Annotated in this window: 15 protein-coding genes; 5 read left to right on the top strand and 10 right to left on the bottom strand. The window is 58.4% G+C overall.

Annotation, left to right across the window (positions count from 1 at the left end):
• The first annotated feature begins 24 nt into the window (after window positions 1-24).
• The 4 genes from H7R58_RS20230 (at window position 25) to folA (ending at window position 3,483) form a co-directional block, all read left to right on the top strand.
• Window positions 25-258 (top strand): YgdI/YgdR family lipoprotein, encoded by a 234-nt coding sequence (locus tag H7R58_RS20230; protein ID WP_106925629.1) that lies wholly within the window; start codon window positions 25-27, stop codon window positions 256-258.
• Window positions 259-453: 195 nt separating this feature from the next.
• A complete protein-coding gene (gene kefF / locus H7R58_RS20225) occupies window positions 454-987 on the top strand; it encodes a glutathione-regulated potassium-efflux system oxidoreductase KefF (protein ID WP_106925328.1) in 534 nt (177 codons plus the stop codon).
• Window positions 980-2,848 carry a glutathione-regulated potassium-efflux system protein KefC gene (gene kefC / locus H7R58_RS20220; protein WP_106925330.1) on the top strand — a complete coding sequence of 623 codons (1,869 nt, stop codon included), beginning with the start codon at window positions 980-982 and terminating at the stop codon, window positions 2,846-2,848. The genes kefF and kefC overlap by 8 nt, the downstream gene beginning before the upstream one ends.
• Window positions 2,849-3,003: 155 nt before the next feature.
• Window positions 3,004-3,483: a type 3 dihydrofolate reductase gene (folA, locus tag H7R58_RS20215; RefSeq protein ID WP_182934518.1), complete on the top strand. Its 480-nt coding sequence runs from the start codon at window positions 3,004-3,006 to the stop codon at window positions 3,481-3,483.
• A 103-nt stretch (window positions 3,484-3,586) separates the two neighbouring features.
• Here folA and apaH read toward each other — a convergent pair whose 3' ends face one another.
• The 6 genes from apaH to lptD are packed head-to-tail and all read right to left on the bottom strand — an operon-like array spanning window position 3,587 to window position 10,325.
• Window positions 3,587-4,435 carry a bis(5'-nucleosyl)-tetraphosphatase (symmetrical) ApaH gene (gene apaH, locus H7R58_RS20210; protein ID WP_182929480.1) on the bottom strand — a complete coding sequence of 283 codons (849 nt, stop codon included), beginning with the start codon at window positions 4,433-4,435 and terminating at the stop codon, window positions 3,587-3,589.
• A gap of 2 nt (window positions 4,436-4,437) precedes the next feature.
• Window positions 4,438-4,815, bottom strand: coding sequence for a Co2+/Mg2+ efflux protein ApaG (apaG, locus tag H7R58_RS20205; RefSeq protein ID WP_106925336.1), 378 nt, complete (start codon window positions 4,813-4,815; stop codon window positions 4,438-4,440).
• Between the two features lie 3 nt (window positions 4,816-4,818).
• On the bottom strand, window positions 4,819-5,640 hold the full coding sequence (rsmA, locus tag H7R58_RS20200; protein ID WP_106925338.1) for a 16S rRNA (adenine(1518)-N(6)/adenine(1519)-N(6))-dimethyltransferase RsmA: 822 nt from the start codon (window positions 5,638-5,640) through the stop codon (window positions 4,819-4,821).
• Window positions 5,633-6,622 carry a 4-hydroxythreonine-4-phosphate dehydrogenase PdxA gene (gene pdxA, locus H7R58_RS20195; protein WP_106925340.1) on the bottom strand — a complete coding sequence of 330 codons (990 nt, stop codon included), beginning with the start codon at window positions 6,620-6,622 and terminating at the stop codon, window positions 5,633-5,635. Before pdxA ends, rsmA begins: the two co-directional genes overlap by 8 nt.
• Window positions 6,622-7,908 carry a peptidylprolyl isomerase SurA gene (surA, locus tag H7R58_RS20190; RefSeq protein ID WP_106925342.1) on the bottom strand — a complete coding sequence of 429 codons (1,287 nt, stop codon included), beginning with the start codon at window positions 7,906-7,908 and terminating at the stop codon, window positions 6,622-6,624. The genes pdxA and surA overlap by 1 nt, the downstream gene beginning before the upstream one ends.
• Window positions 7,909-7,961: 53 nt before the next feature.
• Window positions 7,962-10,325, bottom strand: coding sequence for an LPS assembly protein LptD (gene lptD / locus H7R58_RS20185; protein WP_182929479.1), 2,364 nt, complete (start codon window positions 10,323-10,325; stop codon window positions 7,962-7,964).
• 183 nt (window positions 10,326-10,508) lie between these two features.
• On the opposite strand from lptD, the gene djlA reads away from it, so the two are divergent.
• Window positions 10,509-11,333 (top strand): co-chaperone DjlA, encoded by an 825-nt coding sequence (gene djlA / locus H7R58_RS20180; protein WP_106925347.1) that lies wholly within the window; start codon window positions 10,509-10,511, stop codon window positions 11,331-11,333.
• A 103-nt stretch (window positions 11,334-11,436) separates the two neighbouring features.
• On the opposite strand, the gene rluA is transcribed toward djlA, so the two are convergent.
• The 4 genes from rluA to araD form a co-directional block, all read right to left on the bottom strand.
• Window positions 11,437-12,096, bottom strand: coding sequence for a bifunctional tRNA pseudouridine(32) synthase/23S rRNA pseudouridine(746) synthase RluA (gene rluA, locus H7R58_RS20175; protein ID WP_106925349.1), 660 nt, complete (start codon window positions 12,094-12,096; stop codon window positions 11,437-11,439).
• Window positions 12,097-12,108: 12 nt separating this feature from the next.
• Window positions 12,109-15,015 carry an RNA polymerase-associated protein RapA gene (rapA, locus tag H7R58_RS20170; RefSeq protein ID WP_106925351.1) on the bottom strand — a complete coding sequence of 969 codons (2,907 nt, stop codon included), beginning with the start codon at window positions 15,013-15,015 and terminating at the stop codon, window positions 12,109-12,111.
• A gap of 130 nt (window positions 15,016-15,145) precedes the next feature.
• Window positions 15,146-17,515, bottom strand: a complete 2,370-nt coding sequence (gene polB / locus H7R58_RS20165) for a DNA polymerase II (protein ID WP_181357974.1) — start codon at window positions 17,513-17,515, stop codon at window positions 15,146-15,148.
• Window positions 17,516-17,665: 150 nt separating this feature from the next.
• Window positions 17,666-18,361 carry an L-ribulose-5-phosphate 4-epimerase gene (araD, locus tag H7R58_RS20160; protein WP_106925353.1) on the bottom strand — a complete coding sequence of 232 codons (696 nt, stop codon included), beginning with the start codon at window positions 18,359-18,361 and terminating at the stop codon, window positions 17,666-17,668.
• Between the last annotated feature and the right edge of the window lie 7 nt (window positions 18,362-18,368).

Below are 18,368 nucleotides of genomic sequence, written 5' to 3'. Positions count from 1 at the left end.
GCTGCAAAGCAGGAGGGAAACATGATGAACTATAAGCGAATGACCGTAGCAATTCTGACCGCCGGCGCACTCTTTACCGTTGCCGGGTGTTCATCCAACCAGGCGCTGAAAACCACCGATGGCAAGACTATCGTAACCGATGGTAAACCGCAGGTAGATGAGGACACTGGCCTGGTGTCGTACAAAAATGCCGAAAGCGGAAAGACTGAACAGATCAACCGTGACCAGGTTCAGTCGATGAACGAGCTGGATAACTAAACGTTATTCGTGGCCTCGCGGCGCGGTGCCGCGCGGGGCCAACGTATAACGCTTATTGCGGCGCACGATGTGTCGCTAATCTCTTCAAGGGGGCGCTCGCCCCCTATTTCATGCGGTTGTGTTAAGAGATCCTGTAAGTGTCCTCATTAACTGTCTAAACTCAGCAATAAAATAATGCAGTAAGACAGGCTAATTATGATTCTGATTGTTTATGCGCACCCTTATCCGCATCACTCGCATGCGAATAAGCGGATGCTAGAGCAGGTGCGGACGCTCGACGGTGTGGAAATTCGCTCTCTTTATCACCTCTATCCCGATTTTAATATCGACGTTGTCGCTGAACAGGAGGCGCTGTCTCGTGCCGATCTGGTCATTCTGCAACATCCGATGCAGTGGTACAGCACGCCGCCGCTGCTCAAGCTGTGGCTGGATAAAGTGCTGGCGCACGGCTGGGCCTACGGGCACGGCGGTACCGCGCTGCACGGAAAAGACATGATGTGGGCGGTAACGACCGGCGGTGGCGAAAGCCACTTCGAAATTGGTTCACATCCGGGCTTTGACGTGCTGGGTCAGCCGCTGGAGGCTACCGCCGTTTACTGCGGCATGAAATGGCTGCCGCCGTTTGCCGTGCACTGCACGTTTATCTGCGATGAAGAGACGCTGCAGGCGAAGGCGCGTCACTATAAACAACGGCTTTTGGCCTGGCAGGAGGAGCATAACAATGGATAGCCATACGCTCATACAGGCGCTGATCTACCTGGGATCGGCGGCGCTGATTGTGCCGATTGCCGTACGTTTGGGGTTGGGTTCGGTGCTCGGTTACCTGATCGCGGGCTGCATTATCGGCCCGTGGGGGCTGCGTCTGGTGACCGATGCGGAAGCCATTCTGCATTTCGCCGAAATTGGCGTGGTGCTGATGCTGTTCGTCATTGGCCTGGAGCTGGACCCGCAGCGGCTATGGAAGCTGCGCGTCTCGGTATTTGGCGGCGGACTGCTGCAAATGGTGCTGTGCGGGGCGCTGATTGGCGTGTTCTGCATTTTCCTCGGCCTGCGCTGGCAGGTGGCGGAGCTGATTGGCATGACGCTGGCGCTCTCTTCGACCGCTATCGCCATGCAGGCGATGAATGAACGTAATCTGACGGTGACCCAGGTCGGGCGCAGTGCGTTCGCGGTGCTGTTGTTCCAGGATATTGCGGCCATTCCGCTGGTGGCCATGATTCCGTTGCTGGCCAGCAGCGGCGGCTCGACGACCCTCGGCGCGTTTGCGTTTTCAGCGCTGAAAGTGGCCGGTGCGTTGGTGTTGGTGGTGGTGTTAGGACGCTATGTGACGCGCCCGCTGCTGCGCTTTGTTGCGCGCTCGGGTCTGCGCGAAGTGTTCAGCGCCGTGGCCCTGTTCCTGGTGTTTGGCTTCGGTTTGCTGCTGGAAGAAGTTGGTCTTTCGATGGCGATGGGGGCATTTCTGGCCGGCGTGCTGCTGGCGAGCTCTGAGTACCGCCATGCGCTGGAAAGCGATATTGAGCCGTTTAAAGGGCTGCTGCTGGGGCTGTTCTTTATCGGCGTCGGGATGTCGATCGATTTTGGCACCCTCATTCATCACCCGCTGCGTATCATCACGCTGCTGGTGGGCTTCCTGGTGATTAAATCGGTGCTGCTGTGGCTGATTGCCAAACCACTCCAGGTACCGCGCTCGCAGCGTCTGTGGTTTGCGGCGCTGCTGGGGCAGGGCAGTGAATTTGCCTTCGTGGTCTTTGGTGCGGCGCAGATGGCGAACGTGCTGGATGCTGATTGGGCGAAGGCGCTGACGCTGGCGGTAGCGCTATCGATGGCGGTAACGCCGGTGCTGCTGGTACTGCTGACGCGGCTGGAAAAACGCGCCAGCACCGGCGACGCGCGGGAAGCGGATGAAATTGATGAAGAACAGCCGCGGGTGATTATTGCCGGCTTTGGCCGCTTCGGTCAGATTGCCGGGCGTCTGCTGCTGTCCAGCGGTGTGAAAATGGTGGTCCTCGACCACGACCCGGATCACGTCGACACGCTGCGTAAATTCGACATGAAGGTGTTTTATGGCGATGCCACGCGAGCCGATCTGCTGGAATCCGCCGGGGCGGAAAAAGCTGAGGTGCTGATTAACGCCATTGACGATCCGCAGGCCAGCCTGGCGCTGACCGAGCTGGTGAAAGAGCATTTCCCGAACCTGACCCTTATCGCCCGCGCCCGTGACGTTGAGCACTATATCAAGCTGCGTCAGGCCGGCGTCAGCGCACCGGAGCGTGAAACCTTCGAAGCGGCGCTGAAGTCCGGGCGTCAGGCGCTGGAGTCGCTGGGGCTGGGGGCATATGAAGCGCGCGAGCGTGCCGATCTGTTCCGCCGCTTTAATATTCAGCTGATGGAAGAAATGGTGGAGATGGCCGAGATTGATGCCTCCTCGCGGGCGGCGGCGTTTAAGCGCACCAGCGCCATGTTGACTGAAATCATCAACGAAGATCGCAACCATTTGTCGGTCATTCAGCGTCACGGCTGGCAGGGCACGGAAGAAGGGAAGCACAGCGGCAACCCTGAAGATGAGCCGGAAGTAAAGCCGACGCTGTAACGGCTTCGTAGGTGTAATGCTGGCTGTCCACTTTGCCTTCGTGGACTTGCCAGCAAATCTGAAAATTTTCTTATTCTTTACCTGGCTGCCAGTCGACGAAAGATTAAGCTTTCCGTATAGTGGCGACAATTTTTTTCGCATCTGGGATACACTCAATGATCAGTCTGATTGCTGCGCTTGCGGTCGATCGCGTCATCGGTATGGAAAACGCCATGCCATGGGACCTGCCGGCCGATCTGGCTTGGTTTAAACGCAATACGTTAAACAAACCTGTCGTTATGGGCCGTCTGACCTGGGAATCCATCGGTCGCCCGCTGCCGGGGCGTAAGAACATTGTTATCAGCAGCCAGCCCGGTACAGACGATCGCGTGCAGTGGGTGAAATCGGTTGATGAAGCGATTGCCGCCTGCGGTGACGCGGAAGAGATTATGGTGATTGGCGGTGGCCGCGTATACGAACAGTTCCTGCCGAAGGCGCAGAAGCTGTACCTGACGCATATTGATGCGGAAGTGGAAGGCGACACCCATTTCCCGGATTACGATCCGGATCAGTGGGAGTCGGTGTTCAGCGAGTTCCACGATGCCGACGAGCAGAATTCTCATAGCTACTGCTTTGAGGTGCTTGAGCGGCGCTAAGACCGAGCCTTTCCCGGCGGCGCTTTGCCTGGCCGGGCCACTAAAATAAAAAACGCCGGGTGAAACGCCGGCGTTTTTTATTTTTCAATGGGTATGCACCAAACTACGAAGCCACCGCCTCGCTCTCGCCCGGGGCCAGTTTACGGTTCGACGGCTGTACAAAATACGTTTTGTCTTCCCAGCGCAGGCAGGTGAGATCGCCACCCCAGCAGCAGCCGGTATCCAGCGCGTAGATATTTTCCGGCGTACCTTTCCCTTCCAGCGAAGCCCAGTGGCCAAACGCCACGCTGTACTCGTCGGTAATCGGCCCCGGCAGCATAAACCAGGGCTTCAGCGGGGCGGGCACGTTTTCCGGCGACTCTTTGCTGTACATATCCAGCTGGCCGTTCGGGAAACAGTAGCGCATGCGGGTGAAGGCGTTAGTAATAAAGCGCAGACGCGCCAGGCCGCTCAGCTCGCGCGACCAGTTATTCGGCATGTCGCCGTACATGGCGTCAAGAAAGAAGGGGTAGGAGTCGCTCGACAGCACGGCTTCGACGTCGCGTGCGCACTGTTTTGCCGTTTCGATATCCCACTGTGGAGTGACGCCCGCATGGGCCATCACCAGCTTTTTCTCTTCATCCACCTGCATCAGCGGCTGGCGACGCAGCCAGTTAAGCAGATCGTCGGCGTCCGGTGCTTCCAGCAGCGGGCTCAGGCGGTCTTTGGGCTTATTGCGGCTGATGCCGGCAAACACCGCCAGCAGATGCAGGTCATGGTTTCCCAGCACCACTTTGACGCTATCGCCCAGCGATCTGACGTAGCGCAGCACCTCCAGCGAGCCGGGACCGCGAGCAACCAGGTCGCCCGAGAGCCACAGCGTATCTTTGCCCGGCGTAAACGCCACCTGCTGTAAAAGAGCGATCAATTCATCGTAGCAACCGTGAACGTCGCCAATAAGGTATGTAGACATGATTAATGAATCAGCGTGGGAACAAAGAGACGGAAAACGGGAATGTCGATGGAGAACGGTACGCCGTCGACATCGACCATGTCGTAGTGACCCTGCATGGTGCCCAATGGGGTTTCCAGTACGGCGCCGCTGGTGTACTGATATTCTTCGCCGGGCTCGATGTGCGGCTGTACGCCAACCACACCCTCGCCCTGCACTTCGGTTTCGCGGCCGTTACCGTTGGTGATGAGCCAGTAACGGCCCAGAAGCTGAACCGCGCTTCGCCCGAGATTGCGAATGGTGACCGTGTAGGCGAAGACGTAACGCTCTTCTTCCGGCTGGGAGTGCGTCTCAATGTAGACGCTCTGTACCTGGACGCAAACTCGTGGCGAATTAATCATGGTTTAGCTCTCCTTCGAGGGCGCATTTTCTGACAGATAGTTGGCCATCCGGCAGTACTGCGCAACAGAGATATTTTCTGCCCGCATCGCCGGGTCGATGCCCAGTTCCGTCAACACCTCAACGCTGAACAGGTTGCCAAGGCTGTTGCGGACGGTCTTACGACGCTGGTTGAACGCTTCGGTCGTAATTCGACTCAGGACGCGGACGTCTTTCACCGGGTACGGTGGCGTGCTGTGCGGCACCAGGCGTACGACGGCGGAATCCACTTTAGGCGGCGGCGTGAAAGCGCTCGGCGGCACTTCAAGAACCGGGATCACGTTACAGTAATACTGCGCCATGACGCTCAGACGGCCATAGGCTTTACTGTTCGGCCCGGCAACCAGACGGTTAACCACCTCTTTTTGCAGCATGAAGTGCATGTCTGCAATGGCATTAGTATAGCTAAACAGATGGAACATCAGCGGCGTAGAGATGTTGTACGGCAGGTTGCCGAACACGCGCAGCGGCTGACCCAGCGTCTGGGAAAGCTCGCCGAAGTTCATGGTCATGGCGTCCTGCTGATAAATCGTCAGCTTTGGCCCCAGGAACGGGTGCGTTTTCAGACGTGCGGCCAGATCGCGGTCAAGCTCGATCACGGTCAGTTCGTCCAGGCGTTCGCCAACCGGTTCGGTCAGCGCGGCAAGACCCGGGCCGATTTCAACCATGGCCTGGCCTTTTTGCGGGTTAATGGCCGCAACGATGCTGTCGATCACGAATTGATCGTTGAGAAAGTTTTGCCCGAAGCGTTTACGGGCTAAGTGGCCCTGATGGACTCGATTATTCATTAGAGTTAACAATCATTTTGATGGCGAGGTTAAGCGCCGTAATAAAACTGCCGACGTCCGCTTTGCCAAGCCCCGCCAGTTCAAGGGCGGTGCCGTGGTCAACGGAGGTACGAATAAAGGGTAAACCGAGCGTAATGTTCACGCCGCGGCCAAAGCCCTGGTATTTTAGCACGGGAAGGCCCTGATCGTGGTACATTGCCAGCACCGCATCGGCATGGTCAAGATACTTCGGCTGAAAAAGGGTGTCGGCAGGCAGCGGCCCGCTGAGGTTCATGCCCTTTTTCCGCATTTCTTCCAGTACGGGAATAAGCGTATCGATCTCTTCCGTGCCCATATGGCCGCCTTCGCCCGCGTGGGGGTTCAGGCCGCAGACCAGGACGTGCGGTTCGGCAAGGCCGAACTTGTTCTGCAAATCATCGTGCAGAATGGTAATCACTTCTCGCAGCAGATCCGGCGTAATGGCATCGCTGACCGCCTTCAGCGGCAGGTGCGTTGTCGCCAGCGCCACGCGCAGTTCTTCCGTTGCCAGCATCATCACCACTTTTGCCGCGCCCGAACGTTCTTCAAAGAATTCGGTATGCCCGGTAAATGGAATGCCGGCGTCGTTAATAATGCCTTTGTGCACCGGCCCGGTGACCAGTGCGGCAAATTCACCGCTCAGACAGCCGTCGCAGGCGCGCGCCAGCGTCTCAACGACGTAGCGCCCGTTCTCCACGTTTAACAGGCCAGGTGTGACCGGCGCGTTGAGCGCAACGGGCAGCAGCGTTAGCGTACCGGCACGTTGCGGCTGCGCTGGCTGTTCGGAAACGTAGGGGAGAAGCGTGAGGGGAAGACCAAGAAGTTTCGCCCGCTCGGTAAGCAGGCTGGCATCAGCGCAGACGACCAGTTCAAGCGGCCAATCGCGCTGGGCCAGTTGGATCACGAGATCCGGACCAATCCCGGCGGGTTCGCCGGGAGTGATAACGACACGGTGTTGAGTCATTAGTTGCTCAGAATTTTCACGTAGGCGCTGGCGCGCTGTTCCTGCATCCAGGTAGCCGCTTCTTCAGAGAACTTACGGTTCATCAGCATACGATAAGCGCGGTCTTTCTGCGCCGCATCGGTACGGTCAACGTTGCGCGTATCCAGCAGCTGAATCAGGTGCCAGCCAAAGGAGGAGTGAATCGGGGCGCTAATCTGGCCCTTGTTCAGCTTCATCAGCGCATCGCGGAATGTCGGATCGTAGATGTCCGGCGTCGCCCAGCCTAAGTCACCGCCCTGGTTCGCAGAACCTGGATCCTGAGACAGCTCACGCGCCGCTTTCTCGAAGGTGGTTTTGCCGCTGCGGATATCCGCTGCAACCTGTTCCAGCTTCGCGCGGGCCTGATCGTCGGTCATGACCGGCGACGGCTTGAGCAGAATGTGGCGAGCGTGGGTTTCGGTCACAGAAATGCTCTGAGACTGGCCGCGCATGTCGTTGATTTTCAGAATGTGGAAGCCTACGCCGGAACGGATCGGCCCGACGATATCGCCTTTTTTCGCCGTGCTCAGCGCCTGGGCAAAGATAGCCGGCAGCTCCTGAATACGCCCCCAGCCCATCTGGCCGCCTTTCAGCGCCTGCTGGTCAGCGGAATAGGTGATAGCCAGTTTGCCGAAGTCGGCGCCTTTACGGGCCTGGTCGACGATGGATTCAGCCTGGCTCTGCGCTTCATTCACCTGATCGGAGGTCGGGTTTTCCGGCAGCGGCACCAGGATGTGGCTGAGGTTCAGCTCGGTGCTGGCGTCGTTCTGGGTGCCAATCTGGTTTGCCAGCGCGTCCACTTCCTGCGGCAGCACGGTGATGCGGCGACGCACTTCGTTATTACGCACTTCGGAGATCAGCATCTCTTTACGGATCTGGTTACGGTAGGTGTTGTAGTTCATCCCATCGTAGGCCAGACGGCTGCGCATTTGATCCAGCGTCATGTTGTTCTGTTTAGCGATGTTGGCGATAGCCTGATCGAGCTGCTCGTCGGAGATTTTGACGCCCATTTTTTGCCCCATCTGCAGGATAATCTGATCCATGATCAGACGTTCCAGGATCTGGTGACGAAGGGTCGCATCATCCGGCAGCTGCTGGCCAGCCTGGCCAGAGTTCATCTTAACGGACTGCATAAGGCCATCGACGTCGCTCTCGAGGACAACGCCATTATTTACGACGGCTGCTACTTTATCGACAACCTGCGGGGCAGCGAAGCTGGTATTCGCAACTAAGGCGATACCGAGAAGCAGCGTTTTCCAGTTCTTCATACTTTTTCCATTTCAATTAACCGCAATGCGGATGATGTGTCTAACTCGTTACCTTACAGTGAGCTTTGGTACGGCATAATGTTGGAACGCAGCATCTGCTGGGTGCCCAGACCGTAGTTAGAGCTCAGACCACGCAGCTCAATACTGAAGCCGATGGAGTTGTCATACTTGGACTGCCCGCCGGTGCCGCCATTGTTGTAATCCCAACCGTTGAGTTTACGCTCATAGCCCACGCGGATGGCGTAGCAGCAGGAGTTGTACTGCACGCCCAGCATCTGATCGGCCGGATTATGCGTGTTGGTGTCAAAGTAATAGGCACCGACAACGGACCAGCGATCGACGATTGGCCAGCTGGCCGTCGCCCCCACCTGCGAGATACCGTTACGGTACTGCTCGGCGGTGGAGTAGGTCGGCAGCGTCGCCTGAATATATTCCGGGCTGGCATAGCGATAGGTCAGCTGTACCAGACGTTCGTCGTCCTGGCGATACTCAATGGCCGAGCTGCTGGTGGCGATGTTGTTCAGACGCGTATCGTACTGAATACCGCCGCGCAGGCCCCACTTGTTGCTGATGCGCCAGTAGGTGTCGCCTGCCCATACCAGTGAGCCGGTTTTGTTGTCTTTCTCCCAGTTAATGTTGTCATCACCGGTGCGAGACTCGGTGAAATAGTAGATTTGACCAACAGAAACGTTAAAACGTTCAACGGCGGCGTCATCATAAATGCGCGATGTGACGCCGGTCGTGATCTGGTTTGCAGAGGCAATACGGTCGAGGCCGCTGTAGGTGCGATCGCGGAACAGGCCGGAGTAGTCAGACTGCAGCAGCGTGGAGTCGTAGTTGTTGATTTTGCTCTGGTCACGATACGGGACGTACAGATACTGAACGCGCGGTTCCAGCGTCTGGGTGTAGCCCGGGCTCAGCACCATATCGCGCTCGAACACCATCTTACCGTCGACTTTCAGCTGCGGCATGGTGCGGCTGACGGAGCTCGCCAGCTGGTTATGGCTGCTGTCGCTATTGTAGTCGTCGATATTGGTCTGGTTGTAGTGCGTGGCCAGCAGCTTGGCTTCGGTGTTCAGGCTGCCCCAGCGGTTGCCCAGCGGCAGATTGATCGATGGCTCGAGGTGAACGCGCGTCGCTTCCGGCAGGCTGCCGTTGCTGTTAACGAATTTCACCGCCTGCGCGTAGAGGTGGGTATCAAACGGCCCCACGTCGTTCTGGTAGACGTTAACGTCCAGCTGCGGTTCTGCGGAATAAGAGTTGCTGTTGCTGCGGTCGAAGACCTGGAACTGCTTGGTTGACACGGTGGCATCGAAGTTCTGCACCGCGTAGCCTACGCTCAGCTTCTGCGTGGCGTAGCCGTCGGTACTGGAGCCGTATTTGGAGTCAAAGTCGTTAAAGTAGTCCGGGTCGCTGACTTTTGTGTAGTCGGCGTTGAAACGCCACACCTGATCCATTACCCCGGCATGACGCCAGTAGAACAGCCAACGGCGGCTGTTATCGTCCGTCGGGTGATCGTTAGAGTAGACGCTGTCGGAAGGCAGATAGTCCAGCTCGAACAGGCCGGTACCCGCCTGAGTCAGATAGCGGAATTCGTTTTCCCACATGACGCCGCCGCGCTTATCCATATAGTGCGGCGTGATGGTGGCGTCCATGTTTGGCGCGATGTTCCAGTAGTACGGCAGCGTGAATTCGAAGCCGTTGGAGCTGCCGTATTTGGCGTTCGGGATCAGGAAGCCTGAACGGCGCTTATCGCCGACCGGCAGCTGCAGATACGGGCTGTAGAACACCGGTACCGGGCCAATTTTGAAGCGGGCATTCCAGATTTCCGCAACCTGTTCTTCGCGGTCGTGGATAACCTCGCTACCGACGACGCTCCAGGTGTTGGAGCCCGGCAGACAGGAGGTGAAGGTGCCGTTTTCGAGAATGGTGTAACGGTTTTCGCCGCGCTGTTTCATGACGTCAGCGGTGCCGCGGCCCTGGCGGCCGACCATCTGGTAGTCACCTTCCCAGACGTTGGTATCTTTGGTATTCAGGTTTGACCACGCTTTGGGGCCTTTCAGAATCACCTGATTATCGTCATAGTGGACGTTGCCAAGCGCATCGACGGTGCGCACCGGTACGGCGACGCCCTCAGGCTGCTTTTGATGCAGCTGAACTTCATCCGCCTGCAGGCGGCTGTTACCCTGATTAATATCGACATTGCCTTTAAAGACGGCGTTATCCGGGTAGTTGCCGTCGGCGTGATCGGCCGTAATCGTGACGGGCTGTTCGTTAGCCGGGCCGCTGACCAATGGGCGATCGTAACTCGGCACGCCAAGCATACATTGTGAGGCGAGATCGGCTGCCATTCCTTGCTGACTGTACAAGGCGCTGGCGATCATGGTCGCGAGGAGAGTGGGAATACGTTTTTTCATACGTTGTATTTGTTGTTCCGTCATCTATAGCATTGCGGCATGCAAACGGTCAGAGACTAACGTACTCATCGTTATGACGCTAGTTTTATCCTGCCCGTTCTCGCCAGAGGTGTTATGCATGGCATTGAATGACAGGTATGATAATGCATATTTTAGCCGCTGGCATGACGATTTGGGGAGTATATGCAGTATTGGGGAAAAGTGATTGGTGTGGCGGTTGCCCTGATGATGGGCGGCGGCTTCTGGGGCGTCGTCCTCGGGCTGCTCGTAGGCCACATGTTTGACAAGGCACGCAGCCGTCGCGTGAACTGGTTTGCCAACCAACAGCAACGTCAGTCGCTGTTTTTTGCGACCACGTTTGAAGTGATGGGCCACCTGACCAAATCGAAAGGGCGCGTGACGGAAGCGGATATTCATATCGCCAGTCTGTTTATGGACCGGATGAATCTGCACGGCGAGTCGCGCACGGCGGCGCAGCAGGCGTTCCGCGTCGGCAAGGCGGACAGCTACCCGCTGCGCGAGAAGATGCGTCAGTTCCGCAGCGTCTGCTTCGGGCGTTCCGATCTGATTCGGATGTTTCTTGAAATTCAGATTCAGGCGGCGTTTGCCGACGGTTCTCTGCACCCGAACGAGCGCGATGTGCTGTACGTGATTGCCGAAGAGCTGGGTATCTCCCGTGCCCAGTTCGATCAGTTCCTGCGCATGATGCAGGGCGGCGCGCAGTTTGGCGGCGGCTATCAGCAGCAGTCGCAGGGCGGTCACGGCGGCGGCTGGCAGCAGGCACAGCGCGGGCCAACGCTGGAAGATGCCTGCAACGTGCTGGGCGTGAAGCCAGGCGATGACGCGACAACCATCAAACGCGCATACCGTAAATTAATGAGCGAACATCACCCGGATAAGCTGGTGGCGAAAGGGCTGCCGCCGGAGATGATGGAGATGGCGAAGCAAAAAGCGCAGGAAATTCAGAAAGCGTACGAGCTGATTAAAGAGCAGAAAGGGTTTAAGTAAGATGTTGTGATTTGCCGGATGGCGATGCTTACGCATCTTATCCGGCCTACAGGATGTGGTAGGCCGGGCAAGCGCAGCGCCCCCGGCACTATCGCGCGCGGTCTTAAAAATCCACCGGCGCCTTAAACGTCATGCTATTACCAAACTGCGGGTGGGTAATGGTCAACGTCTCCGCATGCAACTGCAAACGCGACGCCATCGCCAGCGCTTCATCGTGCGCATAAAAGCGGTCGCCGAGAATCGGGTGGCCCAGCGCCAGCATATGCACGCGTAGCTGGTGCGAGCGTCCGGTAATCGGTTTAAGCTTCACCCGCGCCGTGTTATCCGCCGCATATTCCAGCACTTCATATTCCGTTTGCGCGGCCTTGCCGGTTTCATAACACACTTTCTGCTTTGGCCGGTTCGGCCAGTCACAAATCAGCGGTAAATCCACCAGCCCCTCCGCAGGTTGCGGATGCCCCCACACGCGGGCCACGTACTGTTTTTTCGGCTCGCGTTCGCGGAACTGGCGCTTGAGCTCCCGTTCCGCGGCTTTGGTCAGGGCCACTACAATCACGCCGCTGGTCGCCATATCCAGGCGGTGTACGGACTCCGCCTGGGGATAGTCGCGCTGCACGCGGGTCATGATGCTGTCTTTATGCTCCTCAAGACGACCCGGTACGGACAACAGGCCGCTTGGCTTGTTGACCACCATGATGTGCTCATCCTGATAGAGGATAACCAGCCACGGATCCTGCGGCGGATGGTAGTTTTCCATTCCCATGACGGGCTCCTGTTACTGGTGAGTGACGACGATAAGACGCAGCGCGTCCAGACGCCAGCCCGCTTGTGACAGGCTTTCCATCACCTGCTGACGGTTGCTTTCAATGGCGGAAAGCTCGTCGTCGCGGATGTTCGGGTTCACCGCTTTCAGCGCTTCCAGACGCGACAGCTCGGCGCTGAGCTTCTCGTCGGCCTCTTCGCGTGCGGCGGCAATCAGCGCCTGCGCCGCTTTCTCAATCTGCGTTTCACCTTTTTGCAGAATGGCGTGTACGTCCTGCTGCACCGCGTTCACCAGCTTGCTGCCGGTGTGGCGATTCACCGCGCTGAGCTGGCGGTTGAAGGTCTCAAACTCGACCTGGGCGGCAAGGTTGGTGCCGTTCTTATCCAGCAGCATACGCACCGGCGTCGGCGGCAGGAAGCGGTTGAGCTGCAGCTGTTTCGGGGCGTTGGCTTCAACCACGTAAATCAGCTCCAGCAGCAGCGTACCGACCGGCAGCGCCTTGTTTTTCAGCAGCGAAAGGGTGCTGCTGCCGGTGTCGCCGGAAAGGATCAGATCCAGACCATTGTGAATCAGCGGATGTTCCCAGGTCAGGAACTGCGCATCTTCACGGGACAGCGCGACGTCACGCTCAAAGGTCACGGTACAGCCGTCTTCCGGCAGACCCGGGAAGTCCGGCACCAGCATATGGTCGGACGGCGTCAGTACGATCAGGTTTTCGCCGCGATCGTCCTGGTTAATACCGACGATATCGAACAGGTTCATGGCGAAGGCGATCAGGTTGGTATCGTCATCCTGCTCTTCAATGCTTTCTGCCAGCTTCTGCGCTTTTTCGCCGCCGTTGGAGTGGATTTCCAACAGACGGTCGCGGCCCTGCTCCAGCTGCGCCTTCAGCGTGTCGTGCTGCTCGCGGCTGGCTTTAATCAGATCGTCAAAACCGTCGGTGGTTTCCGGCGCGGCCAGATAGGTAATCAGCTGGTCGTGGACGCTGTCGTAGATGGTACGGCCGGTCGGGCAGGTGTGTTCGAACGCGTCCAGGCCTTCGTGGTACCAGCGCACCAGCACGGACTGCGCGGTTTTTTCTAAGTAAGGCACGTGGATCTGAATATCGTGCGCCTGGCCAATACGGTCAAGACGGCCAATTCGCTGCTCCAGCAGGTCCGGGTTGAACGGCAGGTCAAACATCACCAGGTTGCTGGCGAACTGGAAGTTACGCCCTTCGGAGCCGATTTCCGAGCACAGCAGCACCTGCGCGCCGCTGTCTTCTTCACCAAACCAGGCGGCGGCGCGGTCGCGTTCAATAATGGACATGCCTTCGTGGAACACGGCGGCGCGGATGCCTTCACGCTCGCGCAGCACCTGCTCCAGCTGTAGCGCGGTGGCGGCTTTGGCGCAGATCACCAGCACTTTCTGCGAGCGGTGGCTGGTCAGGTAGCCCATCAGCCACTCAACGCGTGGGTCGAAGTTCCACCAGGTACCGGTATCGCCTTCAAATTCTTGATAAATCTGTTCCGGATAGAGCATATCGCGGGCGCGCTCTTCGGCGCTCTTACGGGCACCCATAATGCCGGATACCTTAATGGCGGTTTGATACTGCGCCGGCAGCGGCAGCTTAATGGTGTGCAGCTCGCGTTTCGGGAAGCCCTTCACGCCGTTACGGGTGTTACGGAACAGCACGCGGCTGGTGCCGTGGCGGTCCATCAGCATGCTGATAAGTTCCTGACGCGCGGCTTCGGAGCCTTCGCGATCGCTGTTGGCGGTTTGCAGCAGCGCTTCGATATCCTGCTCGCCAATCAGCTCGCCGAGCATGTTCAGCTCTTCATTGCTCAGCTTGTTGCCCGCCAGCAGCAGCGCGACGGCGTCGGCGACCGGGCGGTAGTTTTTCTGTTCTTCAACGAACTGCTCGAAGTCGTGGAAGCGATTCGGGTCAAGCAGGCGTAAACGCGCGAAGTGGCTTTCCATTCCCAACTGCTCAGGCGTCGCGGTCAGCAGCAGCACGCCAGGCACGCGCTCGGCCAGCTCTTCAATGGCCAGGTATTCGCGGCTTGGCGCGTCTTCGCTCCATACCAGGTGGTGAGCTTCATCGACCACCATCAGATCCCATTCGGCGTCGCACAGGTGCTCCAGACGCTGCTTGTTGCGGCGCACGAAGTCCAGCGAGCAGATCACCAGCTGTTCGGTTTCAAACGGGTTGTAGGCGTCGTGCTGGGCTTCGGCGTAGCGCTCGTCATCGAACAGGGCGAAGCGCAGGTTGAAGCGGCGCAGCATCTCAACCAGCCACTGATGCTGAAGGGTTTCCGGAACGATAATCAGCACGCGCTGCGCGGCGCCGGAGAGCAACTGCTGGTGTAGAATCATCCCGGCTTCAATGGTTTTGCCCAAGCCGACTTCGTCCGCCAGCAGGACGCGCGGCGCGTGGCGGCGGCCAACGTCGTGTGCGATGTTGAGCTGGTGCGGAATCAGGCTGGTGCGCTGGCCGCGCAGGCCGCTCCACGGCATACGGTATTGTTCGCTCTGGTATTTCCGCGCGCGGTAGCGCAGAGCAAAGCGGTCCATACGGTCGATTTGCCCGGCAAACAGGCGGTCCTGCGGCTTGCTGAACACCAGCTTGCTGTCGAGCAGCACTTCGCGCAGCATGACGTTGGCTTCTTCGGTGTCCTGGCGCGTACCGATATAGGCCAACAGTCCATTTTCTTCTTTAACTTCATCAACGAGCAACTGCCAGCCTTCATGGCTTGTGATCGTGTCGCCGGGATTGAACATGACGCGGGTCACGGGGGAGTCGCTTCGGGCGTACAGACGGTTCTCTCCGGTTGCCGGAAAGAGCAGGGTGACGGTGCGTGCATCCATTGCAACAACAGTACCAAGTCCCAGTTCGCTTTCTGTATCGCTGATCCAGCGTTGACCAAGTGTAAAAGGCATATGTGTTCGGCTCTATCTTTAATAAATTGCAGGCAATATTCAGCCACCACCTGAGAGGAGGCGGCGAGTGAATTTGGTCCAGGAATGGAAAGGGCGCTATGGTACTGGATGGCGGGACGTTAGTCACCTGTCAAAACAACCCCAGTTGCCCCGTCACTATTGTAGCAAAATCATCGTCGACAAAGGGGAGAATTCCTTCGGCGACGGGGGCCAGTTGTTTGGTGAGATAGTGGTCGTAATCCAGCGGCGACTGCTGATACGCCAGCGGCTCCGGGCCGTTGGTGGTCCAGACGTAGCGGATGCTGCCGCGCTGCTGGTACTGTTGCGGACGCCCTAACCGCACGTTCTGTTCATCGGCCAGCCGCGCGGCGCGCACGTGCGGCGGCACGTTGCGCTGGTACTCCGCCAGCGGGCGGCGCAGCTGCTTACGATACACCAGCTGTTCGTCCAGCTCGCCGGCCATCAGCTTATCAATGGTTTCGAGGATGAAATCCCGATAGGGTTCGTTGCGGAAGATGCGCAGATACAGCGCCTGCTGGAACTGCTGCGCCAGCGGCGTCCAGTCGGTGCGTACGGTCTCCAGCCCTTTATAGAGCATTCGCTGCTCGTCACCGTCCTGAATCATCCCGGCATAGCGCTTCTTGCTGCCGGTATCGGCACCGCGAATGGTCGGCATCAGGAAGCGGCAGAAGTGGGTTTCAAACTCCAGCTCCAGCGCGCTGGTCAGGCCGCTTTTTTGCAGTTCATCGGCCCACCACTGGTTGACAAACGCCACCAGCTCACGGCCAATCGTCGCGGCCTCTTCTTCACCGTGGGCGCGTTTAAGCCAGACGAAGGTGGAGTCGGTATCGCCGTAAATCACGTCGTAGCCTTGCGATTCAATCAACGCTTTGGTCTGACGCATGATCGCATGGCCACGCATGGTGATCGATGACGCCAGACGAGGATCGAAAAAGCGGCAGGCGCTGGTGCCGAGCACGCCATAAAAGGCGTTCATGATAATCTTTAGCGCCTGCGACAGCGGTTTGTTTTTATGGCGCTTGGCTTCGTCGCGGGCGTGCCAGATCTGGCTGACGATCCCCGGCAGACAGTGTTTCTCGCGTGAGAACCAGGCGTCGAGGAAGCCTTCAGTGCTGTGCACCGCATCCGGGTGCGCCATCCCTTCAATCAGGCCGACCGGATCGATCAGGAAAGAGCGGATGATCGATGGATACAGGCTTTTGTAGTCGAGTACCAGAACGGAGTCGTACAGCCCGGGGCGGGAGTCCATGACGTAGCCGCCGGGGCTGGCCTGCGGCGGGACTTCGCCGAGGTTGGGTGCCACGTAGCCCAGACGATGCATGCGCGGAAAATAGAGATGGCTGAAGGCCGCTACCGAGCCGCCGTGGCGGTCAACCGCCAGACCGTTGACCGTGGCGCGTTCCAGTAAGAACGGCATGATTTCGGTTTTGTGGAAGATGCGGGTGACCAGCTCACAGTCTTTGAGGTTATAGGTGGCCAGCGCGGGCTTATCTTCGGCGAAACGGCGGTCAATTTCATCCATCCTGTCCCATGGATTGTCAATCGCCTTACCTTCGCCCAGCAGCTCGCGGGCGACGTTCTCCAGCGAAAACGAGGTGAAGTTCCAGAAGGCGGACTTAAGCGCTTCAATGCCGTCGATAATGAGCCGCCCGGCGGCCTGAGCGAAGAATATACCGTTCTTGAAACCGTGCTCGCGCCACTCCAGCTCGCTGCCGCCGCGCCCAAGCCGCAGCGGTACCCGGTAGCGCTCGGCGCTTTTTTGCAGCACGCGCAGGTCGAACTGCACCACGTTCCAGCCGATCAGCACGTCCGGGTCGTGCTCGGCGAACCAGGCATTGAGTTTTTCCAGCAGCAGCGGTCGGCTGGCGACGTACTCCAGGTGAAAATCGACCTGCGGCGTCTGCTCGGGTGGGGTGCCGAGCATATAGACGGTGCGCTGGCCGCAGCCTTCCAGACCAATGCAGTACAGTTCGCCGTGGCGGCTGGTTTCGATATCCAGCGACACCCATTTTAGCGGCGGACGATAGTCGGGGTTAGGCTTCATGCGCGCGTTGCGAAGCCCTGCGGCGGTGGGTTCCCCTTCCACCCACACCGGCGCGGTGATAAACCGCTCCATCAGGAAACGTTCCGGTGGACGAATATCGGCTTCGTAAACGGTGATGCCGTTTTCACGCAGCACTTTTTCCAGTTTCATCAGCTGGCGATGGCCGCGGCAGTAGAGGCCGAAAACCGGCTGGCGGTGAAAATCTTTGAGCGCGAGTGGGGCAAGGCGCAGGCCGCTTTCGCCCTGAAGCAACCGTTCAACCTGCGCGCGCTGGGCTTCGGGGATAAATGCTACCGATTCCTGCGGTGGCAAGGTAACCGACAGCGGGCCGCCATCGGTCGCCAACCAGAAGGTTAGCTCGGTGCCCAGAGGCGTGTCCCGCCAGTGACGGGTTAACAGAAAACCGGATTGTGGCTGCGTCACGCGCGTTCTCATCGACAAAAAACCAGGCTTGATTATAGCCTGGTTTGGATAAAGAAGCTGGTGTTTTATACAGGTGTTGCGCGAGAGCGCAGGCCGGATAAGGCGCTACGCCGCCATCCGGCATGTGCATCGTTCCGCCTGATGGCGCTTCGCTTATCAGGCCTACTGCCCGTAATAGGCTTTGGCGCCGTGTTTGCGCAGGTAGTGTTTATCGAGCAGCGTCTGCTGCATGTCTGGAAGCTGCGGCGCCAGCTGGCGGCAGAAAATACCCATATAGGCAATTTCTTCCAGCACGATGGCGTTGTGCACCGCGTCCTCAGCATTTTTTCCCCATGCAAACGGGCCGTGAGAGTGCACCAGCACGCCGGGCATTTGCGCCGGATCGATCCCTTTTTCGCGGAACGTTTCGACGATCACCGCGCCGGTTTCCCATTCATACTCGCCGTTGATTTCAGCATCGGTCATCAGACGGGTGCAGGGCACCGGGCCGTAGAAGTAGTCGGCGTGGGTGGTGCCGGTGGCGGGGATGGACTGCCCCGCCTGTGCCCAGATGGTGGCGTGGCGCGAGTGGGTGTGCACGATGCCGCCCAGCGTCGGGAATGCCTGATACAGCAGGCGATGGGTGGGAGTATCGGAAGAGGGCTTTTTCGTTCCTTCAACCACCTCGCCGGTGTCGAGGCTGACCACCACCATATCGTTAGCGGTCATGGCGCTGTAGTCGACGCCGGACGGCTTAATCACCATCACGCCGCGCTCGCGGTCGACGGCGCTGACGTTGCCCCAGGTCAGGGTGACCAGATTGTGTTTGGGGAGTGCCAGATTGGCTTCCAGTACCTGGCGTTTAAGATCTTCTAACATGTTAACT

The organism is Klebsiella sp. WP4-W18-ESBL-05 (genome assembly GCF_014169075.1).
Lineage (GTDB): Bacteria > Pseudomonadota > Gammaproteobacteria > Enterobacterales > Enterobacteriaceae > Kluyvera > Kluyvera ascorbata_B.
This window is presented reverse-complemented; position numbering and strand designations above follow the sequence as displayed.